Source organism: Nocardioides alkalitolerans DSM 16699 (genome assembly GCF_000426525.1).
Taxonomy (GTDB): Bacteria; Actinomycetota; Actinomycetes; order Propionibacteriales; family Nocardioidaceae; genus Nocardioides; species Nocardioides alkalitolerans.
The window spans coordinates 109,912-126,264 of the sequence record NZ_AUFN01000012.1 but is presented as its reverse complement, the minus strand read 5'-3'; the positions used below and the strand labels follow the sequence as shown (position 1 = coordinate 126,264).

Annotated in this window: 27 protein-coding genes; all 27 read left to right on the top strand. The window is 72.1% G+C overall.

What is annotated here, in order from left to right:
* The 27 genes from K329_RS0110375 (at position 1) to K329_RS0110240 (ending at position 16,353) form a co-directional block, all read left to right on the top strand.
* Positions 1-408, top strand: coding sequence for a hypothetical protein (locus tag K329_RS0110375; RefSeq protein WP_028472983.1), 408 nt, complete (start codon positions 1-3; stop codon positions 406-408).
* Positions 408-953, top strand: coding sequence for a RusA family crossover junction endodeoxyribonuclease (locus tag K329_RS26065; protein WP_043642995.1), 546 nt, complete (start codon positions 408-410; stop codon positions 951-953). Before K329_RS0110375 ends, K329_RS26065 begins: the two co-directional genes overlap by 1 nt.
* Entirely contained in the window at positions 950-1,333 is a 384-nt protein-coding gene (locus tag K329_RS29505; protein ID WP_052336705.1) for a hypothetical protein, read from the top strand. The genes K329_RS26065 and K329_RS29505 overlap by 4 nt, the downstream gene beginning before the upstream one ends.
* Positions 1,330-1,821 (top strand): ASCH domain-containing protein, encoded by a 492-nt coding sequence (locus K329_RS0110360; RefSeq protein WP_028472982.1) that lies wholly within the window; start codon positions 1,330-1,332, stop codon positions 1,819-1,821. The genes K329_RS29505 and K329_RS0110360 overlap by 4 nt, the downstream gene beginning before the upstream one ends.
* Entirely contained in the window at positions 1,818-2,240 is a 423-nt protein-coding gene (locus K329_RS26055) for a DNA methyltransferase (RefSeq protein WP_084541188.1), read from the top strand. The genes K329_RS0110360 and K329_RS26055 overlap by 4 nt, the downstream gene beginning before the upstream one ends.
* Positions 2,237-2,560, top strand: coding sequence for a hypothetical protein (locus K329_RS0110350; RefSeq protein WP_028472981.1), 324 nt, complete (start codon positions 2,237-2,239; stop codon positions 2,558-2,560). The genes K329_RS26055 and K329_RS0110350 overlap by 4 nt, the downstream gene beginning before the upstream one ends.
* On the top strand, positions 2,557-3,192 hold the full coding sequence (locus K329_RS0110345) for a hypothetical protein (protein WP_028472980.1): 636 nt from the start codon (positions 2,557-2,559) through the stop codon (positions 3,190-3,192). The genes K329_RS0110350 and K329_RS0110345 overlap by 4 nt, the downstream gene beginning before the upstream one ends.
* The gene (locus K329_RS0110340) at positions 3,189-3,872 is read left to right on the top strand and encodes a hypothetical protein (protein WP_028472979.1); all 684 of its coding nucleotides are present in this window, start codon (positions 3,189-3,191) and stop codon (positions 3,870-3,872) included. Before K329_RS0110345 ends, K329_RS0110340 begins: the two co-directional genes overlap by 4 nt.
* Positions 3,869-4,942 carry a hypothetical protein gene (locus K329_RS30820; protein WP_028472978.1) on the top strand — a complete coding sequence of 358 codons (1,074 nt, stop codon included), beginning with the start codon at positions 3,869-3,871 and terminating at the stop codon, positions 4,940-4,942. Before K329_RS0110340 ends, K329_RS30820 begins: the two co-directional genes overlap by 4 nt.
* A gap of 131 nt (positions 4,943-5,073) precedes the next feature.
* A complete protein-coding gene (locus tag K329_RS31245; protein ID WP_043642992.1) occupies positions 5,074-5,379 on the top strand; it encodes a hypothetical protein in 306 nt (101 codons plus the stop codon).
* 2 nt (positions 5,380-5,381) lie between these two features.
* A complete protein-coding gene (locus tag K329_RS31240; protein WP_043642989.1) occupies positions 5,382-5,795 on the top strand; it encodes an AAA family ATPase in 414 nt (137 codons plus the stop codon).
* A 274-nt stretch (positions 5,796-6,069) separates the two neighbouring features.
* Entirely contained in the window at positions 6,070-6,468 is a 399-nt protein-coding gene (locus K329_RS0110315) for a terminase small subunit (protein WP_028472975.1), read from the top strand.
* Positions 6,401-8,125, top strand: a complete 1,725-nt coding sequence (locus K329_RS26045) for a hypothetical protein (protein WP_052336701.1) — start codon at positions 6,401-6,403, stop codon at positions 8,123-8,125. Before K329_RS0110315 ends, K329_RS26045 begins: the two co-directional genes overlap by 68 nt.
* Complete coding sequence (locus tag K329_RS30810) at positions 8,122-8,298, top strand: hypothetical protein (RefSeq protein ID WP_157571671.1); 177 nt, start codon at positions 8,122-8,124, stop codon at positions 8,296-8,298. The genes K329_RS26045 and K329_RS30810 overlap by 4 nt, the downstream gene beginning before the upstream one ends.
* Positions 8,295-10,187, top strand: a complete 1,893-nt coding sequence (locus K329_RS0110300; protein ID WP_028472974.1) for a phage portal protein — start codon at positions 8,295-8,297, stop codon at positions 10,185-10,187. Before K329_RS30810 ends, K329_RS0110300 begins: the two co-directional genes overlap by 4 nt.
* Positions 10,184-10,993, top strand: a complete 810-nt coding sequence (locus tag K329_RS30250) for an HK97 family phage prohead protease (protein WP_084541185.1) — start codon at positions 10,184-10,186, stop codon at positions 10,991-10,993. Before K329_RS0110300 ends, K329_RS30250 begins: the two co-directional genes overlap by 4 nt.
* Before the next feature lie 69 nt (positions 10,994-11,062).
* Positions 11,063-12,289: a phage major capsid protein gene (locus K329_RS0110290; RefSeq protein WP_043643110.1), complete on the top strand. Its 1,227-nt coding sequence runs from the start codon at positions 11,063-11,065 to the stop codon at positions 12,287-12,289.
* Positions 12,289-12,924, top strand: a complete 636-nt coding sequence (locus tag K329_RS0110285; protein ID WP_028472972.1) for a hypothetical protein — start codon at positions 12,289-12,291, stop codon at positions 12,922-12,924. Before K329_RS0110290 ends, K329_RS0110285 begins: the two co-directional genes overlap by 1 nt.
* A gap of 2 nt (positions 12,925-12,926) precedes the next feature.
* The gene (locus tag K329_RS0110280; protein WP_043642987.1) at positions 12,927-13,469 is read left to right on the top strand and encodes a hypothetical protein; all 543 of its coding nucleotides are present in this window, start codon (positions 12,927-12,929) and stop codon (positions 13,467-13,469) included.
* Positions 13,469-13,795 carry a hypothetical protein gene (locus tag K329_RS0110275; RefSeq protein ID WP_028472970.1) on the top strand — a complete coding sequence of 109 codons (327 nt, stop codon included), beginning with the start codon at positions 13,469-13,471 and terminating at the stop codon, positions 13,793-13,795. The genes K329_RS0110280 and K329_RS0110275 overlap by 1 nt, the downstream gene beginning before the upstream one ends.
* Complete coding sequence (locus K329_RS0110270; protein ID WP_028472969.1) at positions 13,792-14,145, top strand: phage head completion protein; 354 nt, start codon at positions 13,792-13,794, stop codon at positions 14,143-14,145. Before K329_RS0110275 ends, K329_RS0110270 begins: the two co-directional genes overlap by 4 nt.
* Positions 14,145-14,510, top strand: coding sequence for an HK97-gp10 family putative phage morphogenesis protein (locus K329_RS0110265; RefSeq protein WP_028472968.1), 366 nt, complete (start codon positions 14,145-14,147; stop codon positions 14,508-14,510). Before K329_RS0110270 ends, K329_RS0110265 begins: the two co-directional genes overlap by 1 nt.
* Entirely contained in the window at positions 14,507-14,947 is a 441-nt protein-coding gene (gene gp17 / locus K329_RS0110260; protein ID WP_028472967.1) for a tail completion protein gp17, read from the top strand. The genes K329_RS0110265 and gp17 overlap by 4 nt, the downstream gene beginning before the upstream one ends.
* A 1-nt stretch (position 14,948) precedes the next feature.
* Positions 14,949-15,365 carry a phage tail tube protein gene (locus K329_RS0110255; protein ID WP_028472966.1) on the top strand — a complete coding sequence of 139 codons (417 nt, stop codon included), beginning with the start codon at positions 14,949-14,951 and terminating at the stop codon, positions 15,363-15,365.
* Complete coding sequence (locus tag K329_RS0110250; protein ID WP_028472965.1) at positions 15,362-15,571, top strand: hypothetical protein; 210 nt, start codon at positions 15,362-15,364, stop codon at positions 15,569-15,571. The genes K329_RS0110255 and K329_RS0110250 overlap by 4 nt, the downstream gene beginning before the upstream one ends.
* A gap of 87 nt (positions 15,572-15,658) precedes the next feature.
* Entirely contained in the window at positions 15,659-16,048 is a 390-nt protein-coding gene (locus K329_RS0110245; protein ID WP_028472964.1) for a hypothetical protein, read from the top strand.
* A 17-nt stretch (positions 16,049-16,065) separates the two neighbouring features.
* Positions 16,066-16,353, top strand: a complete 288-nt coding sequence (locus K329_RS0110240) for a phage tail assembly protein T (RefSeq protein WP_052336699.1) — start codon at positions 16,066-16,068, stop codon at positions 16,351-16,353.

The window sequence follows — 16,353 nt, the reverse complement described above, 5'->3', positions numbered from 1 at the left end:
ATGCCTGACACCACCGCGCAGATCCTCCGCAAGGGATGCGAGACGACCGGGATCGACGAGGACATGGCGGCGCGGATGATTCACCGCGTCGGCGGTCGCGTCATGGCGATCGTCGAGCTGCAGATCAAGAAGCCCCACGGCCCCGACCTTGAGGGCAAGCGGTCGATCGACCTCATCATCAACCAGATCAACCCGGTGCCGCTCGACGACGAGACCGGCCTCGACGAGCGGCTCCGCAACGTCGCCCGAACCCTCGACTACAACCGGCGTGTTGCGACCGGGGACGAGCCCACCCTCGACGGCACCGAGCCCGAGCCGATCGCCAACGTCATGCAGCACCTCGACCCGTTCGTGCAGCCCGAGGCCCTCGACCTCGGCGACGACGGCTCCGGGGACGGCGAGGACTGATGCTCACGCGCTCCCTGGCCCTCACGATCTGGGGCGCTCCCGCGACCAAGGGGTCGATGAAGTGCATCGGGGCGCGCGGCAAGGCCAAGCACGCGCTCGTCGACGACCACGCCACCACGAAGCCGTACGTCGACAAGGTCGTCGCCGCGGTCATGCGGAAGTGGCCCGCCGACCAGCGCGCGAGCGAGGGGCAGCCGATCCACCTCATGGTGACGCTGTCCCTCGCTCGACCGGACTACCACTTCGGCACCGGCCGGAACGCCGGCGTCGTCAAGGACCGGCACGTGCACGCGTTCCCCACCGGCGCCAACACCGGCGACACCGACAAGTACCTCCGGGCCCTCATGGACGCCTACCAGGCCGGCCACGCCCTCCACAACGACGCCCAGGTCGTCGACTGCTTCGGCTCGAAGCGGTACGTCGCGCTCGGCGACCGCGAGGGCGACGTGCTCCCGCGGCCCGGCGTCGTCGTCCGCGTCACCCCCCTCGTCGTGCCCAGCGCCGACGTCCCCCTGCCCGACCTCGAGGAGGTCACCACCCCATGAACACCACCGAGAACCAGCCGACCGGCGCCGATCTCATCGCCGCCGAGCGTCAGCGCCAGATCGAGGCCGAGGGCTACACGCCCGAGCACGACGACGAGCACGACGACGAGCACGGCTGGCAGACCCTCTGGGCTGCCGGAGCCACGTACGCCGAGATCGGTCACGTGTCGTGGCCGTGGCGAGTCGAGGAGTTCAAGCCGACCAACGTCGTGCGGGACCTCATCAAGGCGGGAGCGCTCGCGCAGGCGGCCATGGAGGTCGCGGAGCGCGCCAGCATCGAGAGCGTCTACTGCTACCCGGCGAAGAACCTGCGCAAGTACTGCGCCAACCAGCTCGACAGCATCCTGGACGGCGTCCGCGACCTCGGGCTGATCCGATGAGGGCGCTCACCGTCCAACAGCCGTGGGCGTGGTCGATCGTGCACGGCGGGAAGGACGTCGAGAACCGCACGCAGGCGTGGTCCTACCGCGGCCCCCTCGCGATCCACGCCGGCGCCCGGCTCAGCGAGCGCGGATGCATGGCCGTCCCCGACCTCCTCGACGCCACCCAGCCCGAGAAGGTCGCGGAGTACGCGCTCGCCGACCTCGCGTACGGCGCGATCATCGGCGTCGTCGAGCTCGTCGACGTGCACGTCTCCCACGCGCCGGACCCGACGTCGTCGGCGCCCCAGCAGCCCGCGTGCTGTGACTCGCCGTGGGCCGAGACGTCGTACGACGAGCACGGCGGCCGGACCCGGCGCGACGTCGTGCACCTGGTGCTCGAGGACCCCCGACCGCTCGCCGAGCCAGTGCCGTGCCGCGGGATGCTCGGCCTCTGGACGCCGCCCCTCGACGTCCTCGCGCAGATCGCCGCCGAGGTGACCCCATGAGCGTGGACCTCGACGCGATCCGCGAGCGCGCGCCCGTCTCGGTCGCGCGTGCCGCGCGCCGGCGCCTCACTGCCGACCGCTCGCAGGAGGGTATCGGCGCGCCCAACACCCTCGACCCGAAGCAGTCCGTGCACGGCGCAGGACGCAACCCCGGCGACGTGTGGAACTTGCCGACGACACCGTTCCCGGGAGCCCACTTCGCCGTCATGACCCCCGCTCTCGCCGACCGCTGCATCGCCGCCGGATGCAAGCCCGGCGGCGTCGTGCTCGACCCGTTCAGCGGCTCCGGCACCACGGGGATGGTCGCCACACGTCGCGGGCTCCGGTACGTCGGCATCGACCTCAGCGCCGACTACCTCGATCTCAGCCTCCGAACCCGCCTCGGGCAGCCCGGGCTCCTCGACGGGCTGCCGTCGTGACCGAGCCGTGCAGCGCGTGGGCGCCCGCAGCGGGCTACTGCGGCACCCCCACGACCCACCGCTACCTCCCCGGCTGGCGATGCCCCCAGCACACGCCCGCGGCGTTCGCTGGCCGCCCCGACGTCGTCCCGGACCCGAAGCTCACGATCGCCGGTCTGCGGGCCGCTCACGGGCTGCCCGACGTCGGGTTCACCCCGGGCGGCGAGACGCTCGTCGACCAGCGCGCGAAGGCCTCCGGGAAGCGCCGCTCGACACCGCAGGCCTACCGCGCCGCCAGGGCCGCCGTCGACACACCACCCCAGGAAGGACGCACACCGTGAACTACTCACTCCGCCGCGACGAGACGGAGTGGCAGCCGCCCCTCGAAGCCACCACCCGCGTCCGCGACCTCGAAGTCGGGATGGTGCTCGCCCGCTGGTGGGGCGCGTGGGAGGTCACCCACATCGCGCCCATGGCCGAGCCGGACGACGCCGGCTACGACACCCGGTGCACCCTCCGCCGCCTCCACGGGCCCCCATCGGAGCACGAGAACAGCCGGCGGGAGGTCGCGCGGCGCTACTCCGCTCGCCGGACGGCCTACATCTGGCGGGTCTACACCGACGGCCGGGTGTGGCTGTGCTCGTGCTGCAACGACCCCGCCCCGTGCCGCCAGCAGGTCGCCCAGCAGGTCGCCCGCCAAGAGGCTGCGCTGTTCGAGAAGCGACTCGCGCGGATGGGCACCGGCATCTGCTACGCGTGCGGGGAGGTCATCACCCAGCGCCAAGACAGCGTCCGTTTCAGGGGCGACCACGCCGACTTCCCTGGCCGCCCAGCCCCCCGGTTTCACACCCGCCGACAGTGCGCCGGCGAGCGCTGGTCGTACGCCCGCCGCGCCGGCACCGACATGGACGGCAACCCCCTCGACGGCCCACCAGCCGAGCAGTCCGTGCTCGGAGAAGGAGACCCGTCGTGAGCGTCCAGGACCTCGCCTCGCCCCTCGTCGCGGACGGCCCCCGGCCCGCCGTCTCGTGGGTCACGGCGCTGCCCTCGCCCTGGCTCACCTCGGCCGACCGGCACCTGCTCCTCGTGCTCGCCCTCGACACGTTCGCGCAGCGCGCACCCTTCACCGCCAGCCCCTCCACGGCGCAGCTGTGGGCGTGGACCGGCGACTCCTCGAAGGGCACGCTGCTCGCTCGCATCGGACGGCTCTCGCAGCCCGTCGAGGGGGTCCGCCCGGCGCTGCTCGAGGTCAAGAAGGGCCACGGTCGGCAGCGCACGAAGTACCGCCTGATGACCGAGCACGGGCCCTCGCACACGGTCGCGACGCCCGACGACGTCCGCCCGTTGCGGTCCGTCGGATCGGACCACTACGCCCCCGATGAGTGGTCCGATCTCGCAGACCACGACACGCCCGACCTGCCTGTGGATAACTCCCGTAGCGGTCCGATCCAGCAGACCACAGACGTGCGGTCCGATCTCGCGGACCACAACGCCCGTAGTGGTCCGACTAGCGGTCCGACGAGCGGTCCGTCAGATCGGACCACTCCCTTTCCCTTACCCACTACCCCAGCCACCTCTACAACCTCTACCCAGGCCGCGCGCGAAGCCCGAGCAGCGATCGCCGCCGCACGACGAGCCGGAGACTCCCGATGAGCACGATCGCCACCCCCACCGTCTGCGCCAGCTGCGAGGCCCGCACCACCGCCCGCGGCTACACGCTCTGCACCACCTGCACCCGCACCCTCACCACCGCCCTCGCGAACGTCGTCGCCCACCACGCCGACCTGCAGTCCACCGTCCGCACCCGCCGCACCCGCTTCGGCGGAGGCGGCGGACCCCGCAGCGACACCCACCCGCTACCCCTCGACGTCCGCTTCACCCCCTCCCGGCCCGAGGACGACCCGACCGCGCCCCTCACCGCCGGCAAGGGCGACCGCGTCGACCTCGACGTCCGCACCACCCTCAACCGCTGGTCGAAGACGCTCCTCACGACCTGGCCGCCCATCCCCGACCAGGAGCACCAGAGCGCCGCCGACGCCCTCGAAGCCGCACGCCGCGCCGCACCCACCCGCCACAGCGTCGCCCACCACGCCGCCCACATCCGCCGCCTCGTCGACCACATCGCCCGCCACGACCACGCACCCCGCCTCCTCGACGACATGCTCCGCCTCGAACGCACCCTCCGCGCCGTCATCGACCGCCCCGGCGACCGCTGGCCCCTCGGCACATGCGGCCTCAACATCGAGCCCGAGAAGCCGCACAACATCACCACCTGCGGGTGCCGCTGCCACCACGGGCCACGGTTCGCGTGCGACACCGGCGACGACGGCTGCCACCCCGAGCAAACCGTCATCCCCGCCATCCGCTGCGAGCAGAAGCTCTGGGCCCCCGAGCGCGACTCCCGCATCGTCACCTGCCCCGGATGCGGCACCCAATGGCCCGTCGCCTACCGCCGCGAAGTCCTCCTCGACGTGGCCGAGGACGAGGCCGCCACCGTCGAGCAGATCGCCCGCATCGTCACCGCCATCGAAGACCGCGACGGCCAGACCGCTCGCCTCGCCTCCCGCATCCGCCGATGGACGAGCCGCGGCGAGCTCACCGCCGTCGGCTCGACCCTCATCGCCGGCCGCCAACGGTCGCTCTACCGCGTCCGCGACGTCCGCGACCTCCTCGCCCGCAACGACCACCGCAGCCCCATCACCGGCGTTTCGCGGACCGCCTGACGACGACCGTGTACTCTTCCGATTGCGTTGATCCCGGTACCGGAGGTCTATCCGGACCCGGGTGAGATGCCCAGCACGAGGCCCGCCAGCTCCCCCGCCGGCGGGCCTCGCTGCATCCCAGGGGGTGCCGCGTGGGAGCGAACAGCGGACGCCGCGGCCGACCATGGAACCGGCTCAAGGCCGAGGTCTACGCCCGCCGCTCCACCTGCTGCCGGTGTCGCCAAGCCATCGACTACACCCGGCCCTACCGCGACCCCCTCACCGGCAAGGTCGACTCGCTCTCCAAGAGCGTCGACCACTACCCGCACCCCCTCGAGACGCACCCACACCTCGCCGAGGACCCCGCCAACCTCGCCGCCGCGCACCTCGGGTGCAACCTCAGCGCCGGCATGAAGGGCGCCACCTCGACGCTCGGCGAGACCACCGAGGAGTGGTGAGCATGGCCCGCCGCGTCGTCCTCGTCTGCGGCCCACCCGGCGCCGGCAAGTCCACCCACGCCGACCAGCTCGCCCGCGACCACGGCCTCGACGTCTACGACATCGACCGACCCCCGTACCTCGGCAACCGCCGCGCGTTCAACCGCGACACCGCAGCCCTCGCCGACCAGCCCCACGCCCGCGCCGTCGTCATCCGCGCCGGCGCAACCCGCGCCGCACGCGACCAGGCCGCCGCCCGCATCCGCGCCACCGAGACCACCGTGCTCGACGTCGACGCCGCGACCTGCATCGACCGCCTCACCACCCGAGGCCAGAGCACCCAGCACATCGCCCGCGAGATCGCCGCCGTACGCGACTGGTGGAAGACCCACGAGCCCGCCACACCCGAGCTCGGACCCACGACCGAGGACTGGTGACCATGACGACGTACGCCGCGATCGCACAGCGCGCCCTCGAGGACGAGGCCTACCGCCAGGGCCTCGAGGACGCCGCGGCCGTCGCTCGCGCCAACCGCGGACCCGACCACGCCCCGTGTCCGTCGAGCATGGTCGCGGTCTACCTCGAGCAGCTCGCGAACGGGGAGGGGCGGGGCGAAACTCCGACCGATCTGAGGGCGGACCACCGCCGGGGAGGTGAATCGTCTCCCCCCGAGGCGCCGACCACCCCATCACGCGCACGAGACGGCCGGTCGTGAACAGCCCGCTCCCGCTCGACGTCCCGCTCGTCGTGGCGTACGACGTCGCGGTGCTGGCGGCCGGCGAGGTCGGCCGGGTCGACGCCGCGGTCGTGGCCGCGGGCCGGACCATCGCGCAGCAGATCGACGACGTCATGGAGACGGGCACCCCGCTCGAGAAGACGAAGGCGCTGTACCTCATGCCGCACCTGCTGAACGTGCTGCGCGAGCTGCTCGCCACGCCGAAGGCCCGCGACGACGCCGGCCGCCTCCCGGGATCCGGGGCCCTGCAGACGAAGCCGGACGTCGACGACGAGGGCGAGCCGACGAAGCGAGGGAGCGTGGGTCGTGGGAGCAGCAACGGCGGCACCGGCCTCGGCCGTCTCTCGTCCATCCCGCGGCCGGCGGCCGGGTAGCCGACCGCCGCGGCCACCGCGGTTCGGGAACACCGAGCCCCGGATCTTCACGCCCCCGCTCCGGGAGCTCACCCCCGACACGAGCCTCGGGTTCTCGGTCATCGAGTTCGCCCGCGAGTACCTCGGCCTCGTGCTCCTGCCGTGGCAGCAGTGGTTGCTCATCCACATGCTCGAGCTGCTCCCCGACAACACGCTCCGATTCCGCACGGTCCTCGTGCTGGTCGGCCGACAGAACGGCAAGAGCACGCTGTCGCAGGTCCTCGCGCTCTGGTTCATGTACGTCTACAACGTCGCCCTCGTGATCGGCACAGCGCAGGACCTCGACGTAGCGGAGGAGATCTGGCAGGGCGCCATCGACATGGTGACCGAGGTCGACGACGAGACCGAGCAGCCCGTGCGCCCCGAGCTGTACCGCATGGTCGGGAAGGTCAACCAGACCAACGGCAAGAAGTCGATGCGGCTCACGACCGGCGAGCGCTGGAAGGTCAAGGCCGCGAACCGCCGAGCCGGCCGGTCGCTGACCGCGAACCTCGTGCTCCTCGACGAGCTCCGCGAGCACCAGTCGTGGGAAGCATGGTCGGCAATCTCGAAGACGATCATCGCCGTCGCCCAGGCACTCATCCTCGCGCTGTCGAACGCGGGCGACTCCTCGTCGGTCGTGCTGCGCCACCTGCGCCTCGAGGCGCACCGGATGCTCGACGACCCGGACGGCATCGTGGCCGCCGCGGAGGCCGGCCCCGAGCCGACCGAGGACCTCGACGACGAGGACGACGACGAGCCGTACGACGAGTGGGACGACGACGACGAGGACGACGTCGACGACACCCTCGCGATCTTCGAGTGGTCGGCGGCCCCGGGCCGCGCGAAGCGGGACCGCGACGGATGGGCCGAGGCGAACCCGTCGATGGGCTACACCGGCTTGACCGAACGCACCATCAAGTCCGCGCTGTCGGACCCCGAGTGGGTCTTCCGCACCGAGGTCCTGTGCCAGTGGCCCGAGGGCACCCTCGACGGGCCGTTCCCCCCGAACGCGTGGGAGACGTGCCGCGACGAGGAGTCGCGGCGCAACCCGGCGTCCGAGATCACCCTCGGGCTAGACGTGTCGTGGGACCGCACGACGTCGTACGTCGCGATGGCCGGGTGGCGCGAGGACGGCGACGTGCACGGTGAGCTCATCGCGCAGCGGGCCGGCGTCGACTGGATCATCCCGTGGTTCACCGACCCGAAGCGGTCGGCGGCTGTGAAGGCGGCGCCCGTCGCGGTGCAGGCGAAGGGCGCGCCGGTGTCCGGGCTCATCGAGGACATGCGGGCGGCCGGCATCAACGTCGTCGAGTGGGGCGGCTCCGACCTCGCGGGCGGATGCGGCCAGATGTACGACCGGGTCGCTGGGACCGAGGAGTCCGAGGACGAGGACGGCAACCGCACCGCCGCCGTACCCCCGACGTTCCACCACACCGGGAAGCACCCCGCCCTGAACGAGGCGGCCGGCGCGACCACCACGAAGCGGTCGGGCGACTCGTGGTTCTGGGACCGCACCAGGTCGCCGGTCGACGCCGCGCCCCTCATCGCACAGACCGGCGCCGTGTGGCTGCTCGGCAAGCCCAAGCCCAAGCCCGCGCCACAGCCGCGCGTGAGAGTGATCGGAGGCCGAGTGTGACCACCCCGGACCGTGACACCCAGAAGACCGCGGAGCGCGTCGAGGGCCTCGGCGCGATGCTGCTGATCGTCGGCGCGATCGCCCTCGGTGGCGCCCTCGACGGCGTGCTGCTCGCGGTCGCGTTCGGTGCGCTGGCCGCCGGCGCCCTTCTCGTGCTGGTGGCGAACGCATGACCGTCGTCCGCCGACTCCTCGGCCGCGAGGTGCGCAGCTCGCGGCGCATGCCGATGAACGTCGGCACCGCCACGACGGCCGGCGTGAGCATCACCCCCGAGCTGTCGCTGCAGGTGGGCGCCGTCTACTCGTGCGTGCGGCTGATGAGCGAGGCCGGCTCGGGCCTGCCCGTGAGCATGTTCGACCGGATCGCGTCGTCGCGCCAGCAGATCGCCGAGCACCCGGTGCTGACGCTGGTGCGCGACGAGCCGAACCCGAACATCGACGCCGCCGAGCTCTGGCGCCTCGTCATCGGCTGGATGATGCTGCGCGGGAACGGATTCGTCTACATCGAGCGCAACGGCGCCGGCGGCGTGCAGCACCTCTGGCCGATCAAGCCGACCAGCATCGAGCCGAAGCGCACCGCCGTCGGCGAGCTCGTCTACAAGGTCACCCTCGACGCCGACGAGTACGCCCCGATCCGGGAGCCCGGCGGCCTCGTGCGCCGCGAGAACATGCTGCACTACCGGGCCTTCGGGCTCGACGACGTCCTCGGCCTCTCGCCTATCGGGCTCATCCGCCAGTCGGTCGGGATCGGGTGGGCGGCGCAGTCCTACATGGGCGGTTTCTACGCCCGCGACGCCTCGCCCGGCGGGAGCATCGTCGTCCCCGGCGAGCTCAGCGAGCCCGCCTTCGAGCGGCTCACGCAGCAGTGGCGCGACATGCACGAGGGCTTCGGCAACAGCCACCGGCTGGCCGTGCTCGAGGGCGGCGCCGAGTGGAAGTCCACGACCCTCAGCCCGGCCGACGCGGCGTTCATCGAGACGCAGAAGTTCACGCGCGGCGACATCGCGTCGATCTACGGCGTCCCGCCCCACATGATTGGCGACACCGAGAAGTCGACCAGTTGGGGATCCGGGATCGCCGAGCAGGGCATCGGGTTCGTCACCTACTCGCTGCGCCAGTACACGAGCCGACTCGAGCGCGTCACGCGGCGCCTGCTCGTCGAGCCGAACCGCCGGTTCCGGTGGAACGTCGAGGGCCTGCAGCAGGGCGACATGAAGGCGCGCTACGACGCATACGCCGTCGGCAAGCAGTGGGGCTGGCTGTCGACGAACGACATTCGCAGCCTCGAGGACGAGGAGCCCGTCGAGGGCGGCGACGTCTACCTGCAGCCGCTCAACATGGTGCCGGCCGGTGACGCCTCCGCACCGAACGCACGGGCCCGCCAGGGCCGCGCCACCCGAGCGGCCGACGTCGCGCCGGCCGACACGGTCACGCCGTGGGTCGTGCGACACCGCGACCTCCTCGTCGAGGTCTTCGAGGAGCAGCGCGCCGAGATCCTCGCCAGCATCGGGACCGGCGCGGCCACGCTCGATCGGGAGGCGTGGGACGCCGAGCTCACGACGCGGCTCGTCGCCCCGTCCCTCGGGCTCACCTCCGAGCTGGCCGGAGCTCTCGCGCTCCAGCTGGGCGGCGCGTACGACCCGTCGCTGGCGCTGGCCTTCCTCGCCGGCGAGGCGGCACGGCACGCGACGAACATCAACATCACCACGGCCGACGCCCTCGCCCGCGCGCTCGCCTCCGACGGCGACGAGACCCCGGCGGCCCGCGTCGGCCGGGTCTTCGACGACGCCACCACGAGCCGGGCCGGCGAGGTCGCGACCGGCATCGTCAACCAGCTCGGCAACTTCGCCGACCACGAGGGCGCCACCCAGGCCGGCGCCCGCTCGAAGACGTGGCGCACGACCTCGAGCAACTCGAGGTCCACGCACGCCCGGATGGACGGCGAGACCGTCGCCATCACCGACAAGTTCAGCAACGGCATGAAGTGGCCCGGCGACTCGCGCAACATCAACGAGACCGCCGGGTGCCAGTGCCGTGTCGAGTACACCCAGGAGGCACCGTGACCAGGACCTTTGAGCGTCGGGTCTTTCCCGCCGCCGGAGCGCAGATCATCCGAGCCGACGACCGGACGGGGACGCTCACCTTCCGCGGCCGCCCGTGGGTCTACGGCGCACTGTCGGCCGACCTCGGCGGGTGGAACGAGGTCATCACCCCGGGCGCCGCGACGCGCACCCTGGCGCGGGACCCCGACGTCCGGTTCCTCACGAACCACGACGCGAACCTGCTGCTGGCCCGCACGGTGTCGGGGACGCTCACGCTGACCGAGGACGACGAGGGCGGCATCGCGGAGTCGGAGATGGCGAACGTCTCCTACGCCCGGGACCTCGCCGTGCTCATCGAGCGGGGCGACCTCACGCAGATGTCGTTCGGGTTCTGGATCACGAGCGACGAGTGGGCCGGCAACCTGCACCGCGTGCACGAGTTCGACCTCGACGGCGGCGACGTCTCGGCGGTCACGTTCCCGGCGTACCCCCAGACGAGCAGCGAGCTTCGCAGCGCGGCGGCCCGCCACATCGACGGCGCCGGCACGCCCCCGGGCTCGCCCGAGCAGGCCGAGGAGAGCGGCGTCGTACGGCGTGCGCTCGAGGGCCTCGCCATGCCGGACGCCGTCGAGCGTGCGCTCATCGAGCTCCGCGAGGGACGGGTGCTGTCGGCCTCGAACCGCACCCTCGTGACCGACGCCCGCGACGCACTGTCCGAGCTGCTCGAGAAGACCGAGCAGAAGAACAGCGGCGACACCCCCGAGACCTACCCCACCGAGCGGGCCCTCGACCGGCTCCGCTCCCTCGAGGCGATCGCCTCCCTCTGACCTCGACGCGCGCCCGCGCGTCGACCGGCAACCGGGCCGGAGCACCACCAACACATGAAGGAGAACCCCATGCCCACCAGCGTGGAGCTGCGCCAGCAGCGCGCCCGTGTCGTCGAGTCGATGCGGACCATGACCGACGCCGCCGAGGCCGAGAACCGCGGCCTCAACGCCGAGGAGCGTCAGGCGTTCGACCGGCACGAGACCGACTTCACCGGCCTGACCGAGCGCATCGGTCGGCAGGAGGCGCTCGAGCAGCGCGAGGCCGAGGAGGCCCGCAGCCTCGGCGGCGGCAACCGCCCCGACACCGGGGGCGGCGGCAACGGCGACGACCCCCAGGAGCGCAGCCGGCAGCACCGGTCCGCGTTCGCCGCGTTCATCCGCCGCGGCGTCGGCGGCCTCGCCCCCGAGCAGCGCGCTCTCGTCGAGAACGCGGCCGGCGAGATCCTCGTGCCGGAGGACCTCGAGTCCGAGATCCTCCGCGAGCTGCCCGGCCTCACGGTCATGCGCGAGCTCGCCTCGCAGCGGACCGTGACGACCAACCGCATCCGCCGTCGCAGCATGGGCGAGGTGTCGGTCGGGTGGGGCAAGCTCGAGACCGGCGAGCAGGAGCTCGTCGACTCGATGCCGGGCGTGCCCACCGAGGAGTACACCTACATCGAGGACCTCTACGGCCTCGCGAAGATCGGCGAGGACGAGTTCGACGACACCGACGTCAACCTCGAGGCGTTCGTGCGCGACTCGTTCAGCCGGGCCACCGGCGAGGCCGAGGACACCGCCTTCGCGGTCGGCACCGGCCACCCGGACAAGATGCCCGTCGGGATCTTCGCGCCGACCGCCCTGACCGGGATCCCGACCGTCGCGTCGGCCGCGCTCAACGCGCTGTCCGTCGACGACTTCCTCGCGCTGGTCTACGCGGTGCCGCCGCAGTACCGCCGGAACGGGTCGTTCCTGATGCCGTCGAGCACCGAGCTCCACCTCTCGACCAAGAAGGACGCCAACGGCCAGTACCTCTGGCAGCCCTCGGTGCAGGCCGGCCGGCCGAACACCTTCAAGGGCTACGCGGTCAACAACCAGGAGGACATCGGCGCGCTCGGCGTCGGCTCCCGGAACGTCGCCGCCTTCGGCGACTACAACGCCGGCTACCGCGTGTACGACCGCCTCGGCATGACGGTGCAGCGTCTCGTCGAGCTGTACGCCGAGGACGGCATGATCGGCTTCAAGGTCCGTCGCCGCGTCGGTGGCGACGTGATCCGCCCGCAGGCGATCCGCGTTCTGCGCACCCCCGCGGGTGCCTGATGCGTGAGGTCAAGATGCGCGTCGCCGTCGCTGACGGCTTCGGCACCGCCTTCCAGTCCGGCCAGGTCGTGCTCGTCGACGACGACCTGGCCGTGCTGTGGGAGGGTCTCGGCTACATCGAGGCTCTCCCCGACGAGGGCGAGGACACGCTCGACGGCGACGCGCTCGCTGCCGTCGAGCCGGTCGAGCACATCACGCTCCCCGCGGTCGACGTCGAGCTCGGCGACGGCGACACGTTCCCGGCCGTCGTGCTGTCGGTCCCGCTGTCGAGCGAGCTGCTCGACCAGCTGGCCGACATCGCGACCGACGAGGACGAGGGCCGCGCGGTGTCGCTGACCGTCGTAGTCGACGCCGACGGGAACGTGGTCGTCGACACGGCGCCCGTGCTCGCCGACGCCGACCAGGTCGGCGAGGACCCGGTCGACCTCGACAAGCACGACGGGACCGAGCCGGAGACGGCCGAGCCCGGCGAGCAGGGCGACGCGGGCCAGCCCGCCGAGCCCTCGACCAGCGGTCGCCCCCGGGGCAACGCGAGCTACCCCGAGTGGGTCGCGTACGCCCGCACGCTCGGCGCCACCGACCCCGAGCTCGAGGGCCTCAGCCGGGACGCGATCCGCGAGCGTTGGGGGAAGTGACCATGCCGACCCCCGAGCCGCTGCCGTCGCTGGTGAGCCCGGACGACCTCGCGTCGTACCCGGGTGCCCCGTTCACGCAGGGCGAGATCGACAACGCCAGCGCGACAGTGCGCTCGTGGGCCGGCTGGCACATCGCCCCCGAGCGGAACGAGACCGTGACCGTCGAGACGGAGGGCGGGCGCCGAGCGATCATGCTCGAGACCCTCCACCTCTCGGCGGTCACGGCCGTCCGAGACGTCACCCACGCCGGTCACACCGCCGTGCTGACCGACCTCCCGACCCACCCCACGGCGCGATTCCGGGCCGGCATCCTCAGCCGCCGGTCCGGCTGGCCGTGCGGGGCGGTCGAGATCACCTTCACCCACGGGCACGCGACGTGCCCCGCAGAGCTGCGCGCCGTCATCGCCGAGGTCATCCGCGGCGACCGCCGCCTCGGTGAGCTGCGGTCCCGCACCCTCGGCGACCGCTCCGAGTCGTGGCGCGACCACCTGACGACGAGCAGCCAGAGCACCGTCCAGACCTTCCGCATCTTGAGGAGCCGATGATGAGCCAGAACCGCGCACCCTCCACCGCGACGACCCGCGCGCCGCAGACGGCCGCCGCGCCGTCGCCGTCGAGCGAGGCCACCGCCCCGCAGCCCGAGCAGACCTCGGACGCCACGCCGACCGACGAGGGCACCACCGACGAGACGCCCGACGCGCCGCCGTCCGACGACCCGACCCCGGCGCTCGAGGTGAACGAGGCCAAGCCGCCCGCCGGCCGGACCTTCGTGCACGACGACGGCGCGGTCACGACGTTCGCCGGCAAGGTGCCGATCGGCGTCGAGCGATCGAAGCGCTGGACCGAGCAGAAGCCCGACCCGGTCCAGTGACCGACCCGTGGTACGACCGCCGCGTCGAGCTCTGGCGGCCGACGTCGGTGCCGGACGGGCGCGGCGGTCGTGCCACGACGATGGCCCGGGTCGAGATCCCCGGCGCCGCCGGCGACCTGCTGGCCGTCAAGATCGACCAGCCCTCCGCGACCGAGCAGCTCGTCGCTGCGCAGTCGCAGTCCCGCCACACCCACAACGTCTACACCGACGGCGACGCCGACGTGCGCCGCGGCGATGAGCTCCGCGAGGGCGAGCGCACGTACCGCGTCGAGGCCGTCGTGCGCCCCTCGGAGCCGGTCTACACGAAGGCGCTGTGCGAGCTCGACCAGCACGAAGGGCAGCGAGCCTGATGGCCCGCCAGACCGTCACCATCGTCGGGCTCGACGACGTCCTCGCCGATATCCGCTCCATGGCCCAGCACGTCCAGGACGCCGCCGTGGAGGCGATCGACGTCGAGGCCGAGGCCATGGCCGACGACATGCGCGCGAACGTGCGAGTCGCGTCGGGCGACCTCAAGCGCGGCATCGAAGTGGAGCGCGCCGACGAGTTCACCCGGCACGTCGGCGTCCACAAGCCCGGCCTCTACTACGTCCAGTACGAGGAGTTCGGCACCAGCCTGCAGCCGGGCCACCCGTTCATGCGCCCGGCCGCCGAGCGGTCCGCGCAGCGCGCCGGCGACCGGGTCGCCGAGGCGATCCGGAGGGAGCTCGGATGACCCTCGTCTCGATCGACACGGTCGGCCCCGTCCAGCTCGCGATGTTCGCCCGTATGGCCGACGACGAGCAGCTGCGCGACCTACTCGAGGCCACCGAGGACGACCCCCGGATCTTCGACGCGTGGGCCCCTGGCCGCGCCTTCGAGCGGTACGTGAACCTCGGCGGGTTCATCGAGAACCCCCGCAACTGGCACGGCGGCCTCGGCGCCGAGACCGTCGCCGTCGTCGACGTGTGGGTGCGAGCGCACACCGACGGCCCGGGCCGCTCCATCGTCGGCCGCGTCAAGGCGCTGTTCGACCACCAGCCGATCGACCTCGGACCCGGCCTCGACGCCGTGTCCGTCAAGCACGAGCAGACGCTCGACCTCCGGGACCCCGACCCGGACCTGCGCCGCTACCAGCTGCGCATCCGCCTCACCATCGAACAGGAGAACTGACATGAGCGGACTCGACGGTTTCGGGACCTCCCTGGCGCGCGGCAACGGCGCGACCCCGGAGGTCTTCACCGTGATCGCTGGCGTGACCAACATCGGTGCGCCCGGCCTCTCCCGCGAGACGCTCGACGTCTCCGGGCACGACTCGCCCGGCGGCTACCGCGAGCACCTCGGCGGGCTCAAGGACGGCGGCGAGATCTCGCTCGACGTCAACTACAAGCCGTCCGCGCACGACCTGCTCGTCGCCGATCTCGACGACGAGGAGGCCCGCCGGTACAAGCTCATCTACCCCGAGGGCACCGAGTGGGCGGTCGACCTGATCCTCACCGCCTTCGAGGCGACCGCCCCGTTCGACGACAAGCTCACCGCGTCGCTGACCTACAAGGTGTCCGGCAAGCCTGACATCACGCCCGGCTCGTGAGCTGGGAGCACGACGACATCGACCCGGTGCCCCCGGCGCCGCGGCCGACGCCGCCCGACCCGGTGCCGGAGACCTCTCCCGACGAGGTGGTCGAGGCGGTCACCGTCATCGGCGAGCTGCGCGCGATCCGACGCGAGCTCGAGCTCATCCGCTTCATCGCTGAGAAGGCCGAGCGCGACGCCGCTCGAGCTGCCCGGCACCACTGACCGGCTCGCGGCGCTGGACTGCAGGGGCCGGCGCCGCGAGCCGCACCACCACCCTGCACCCCTGCCACCCTGTGAAGGAGAACGACCATGACCCTTTTGACCCGCGACCAGATCCTCACCTCGAACGACCTCCCGTTCGAGGACGTCGAGTGCCCCGAGTGGGGCGGCACCGTCCGCGTCTCCACCATCGCGGCCACGCTGCGCGACGAGTACGAGGTCGCCCTCGCCCGCCTGCGCCACGAGAAGTCCAAGAGCCCCAACATCCGTGCTCGGCTCGTCGCGCTCTGCATCACCGACGAGAACGGCGCCCGGCTGTTCAGCGACGACGACGTGATCAAGCTCGGGCTCAAGTCGTCGAAGGCGCTCGACCGGGTCTTCGACGTGGCGTCCCGCCTGAACGGGCTCACCCCCGAGCAGGCCAAGGAGCTTGAGGGAAATTTCGACGACGCCCAGAGCGAGCGTTCCACTTCCGACTAGCCGCTCATCTGGGCGGCATGACCGTCCGCGAGATGCTCGACCGGTTGACGTCGTACGAGCTCGCGGAGTGGGCGGCGTACGAGAAGGTGTCCGGTCCTCTCGGCCCCGCGCGGCTCGACCAGCTGGCGGCGCTCATCGCCTCCACGATCGCGAACGTCAACCGCGGCAAGAACAAGGCGCCTCACAAGCTGTCGTCCTTCGTCCCGAAGTGGGATCGGCCCCAGCAGTCGTGGCGCGAGCAGCTCTCGATGGCCCACCAACTCAACAGCGCGTTCGGCGGAACGGTCGCCGGCAAGGAGGTGTGA

What these genes read in the sequence shown, in the direction of transcription:
- K329_RS0110375 (WP_028472983.1), top strand. Translation starts at nt 1, where the DNA reads ATGCCTGACACCACCGCGCAGATCCTCCGCAAGGGATGCGAGACGACC.
- K329_RS26065 (WP_043642995.1), top strand. Translation starts at nt 408, where the DNA reads ATGCTCACGCGCTCCCTGGCCCTCACGATCTGGGGCGCTCCCGCGACC.
- K329_RS29505 (WP_052336705.1), top strand. Translation starts at nt 950, where the DNA reads ATGAACACCACCGAGAACCAGCCGACCGGCGCCGATCTCATCGCCGCC.
- K329_RS0110360 (WP_028472982.1), top strand. Translation starts at nt 1,330, where the DNA reads ATGAGGGCGCTCACCGTCCAACAGCCGTGGGCGTGGTCGATCGTGCAC.
- K329_RS26055 (WP_084541188.1), top strand. Translation starts at nt 1,818, where the DNA reads ATGAGCGTGGACCTCGACGCGATCCGCGAGCGCGCGCCCGTCTCGGTC.
- K329_RS30820 (WP_028472978.1), top strand. Translation starts at nt 3,869, where the DNA reads ATGAGCACGATCGCCACCCCCACCGTCTGCGCCAGCTGCGAGGCCCGC.
- K329_RS31240 (WP_043642989.1), top strand. Translation starts at nt 5,382, where the DNA reads ATGGCCCGCCGCGTCGTCCTCGTCTGCGGCCCACCCGGCGCCGGCAAG.
- K329_RS0110300 (WP_028472974.1), top strand. Translation starts at nt 8,295, where the DNA reads ATGACCGTCGTCCGCCGACTCCTCGGCCGCGAGGTGCGCAGCTCGCGG.
- K329_RS0110290 (WP_043643110.1), top strand. Translation starts at nt 11,063, where the DNA reads ATGCCCACCAGCGTGGAGCTGCGCCAGCAGCGCGCCCGTGTCGTCGAG.
- K329_RS0110285 (WP_028472972.1), top strand. Translation starts at nt 12,289, where the DNA reads ATGCGTGAGGTCAAGATGCGCGTCGCCGTCGCTGACGGCTTCGGCACC.
- K329_RS0110280 (WP_043642987.1), top strand. Translation starts at nt 12,927, where the DNA reads ATGCCGACCCCCGAGCCGCTGCCGTCGCTGGTGAGCCCGGACGACCTC.
- K329_RS0110275 (WP_028472970.1), top strand. Translation starts at nt 13,469, where the DNA reads ATGAGCCAGAACCGCGCACCCTCCACCGCGACGACCCGCGCGCCGCAG.
- K329_RS0110265 (WP_028472968.1), top strand. Translation starts at nt 14,145, where the DNA reads ATGGCCCGCCAGACCGTCACCATCGTCGGGCTCGACGACGTCCTCGCC.
- gp17 (WP_028472967.1), top strand. Translation starts at nt 14,507, where the DNA reads ATGACCCTCGTCTCGATCGACACGGTCGGCCCCGTCCAGCTCGCGATG.
- K329_RS0110255 (WP_028472966.1), top strand. Translation starts at nt 14,949, where the DNA reads ATGAGCGGACTCGACGGTTTCGGGACCTCCCTGGCGCGCGGCAACGGC.
- K329_RS0110245 (WP_028472964.1), top strand. Translation starts at nt 15,659, where the DNA reads ATGACCCTTTTGACCCGCGACCAGATCCTCACCTCGAACGACCTCCCG.
- K329_RS0110240 (WP_052336699.1), top strand. Translation starts at nt 16,066, where the DNA reads ATGACCGTCCGCGAGATGCTCGACCGGTTGACGTCGTACGAGCTCGCG.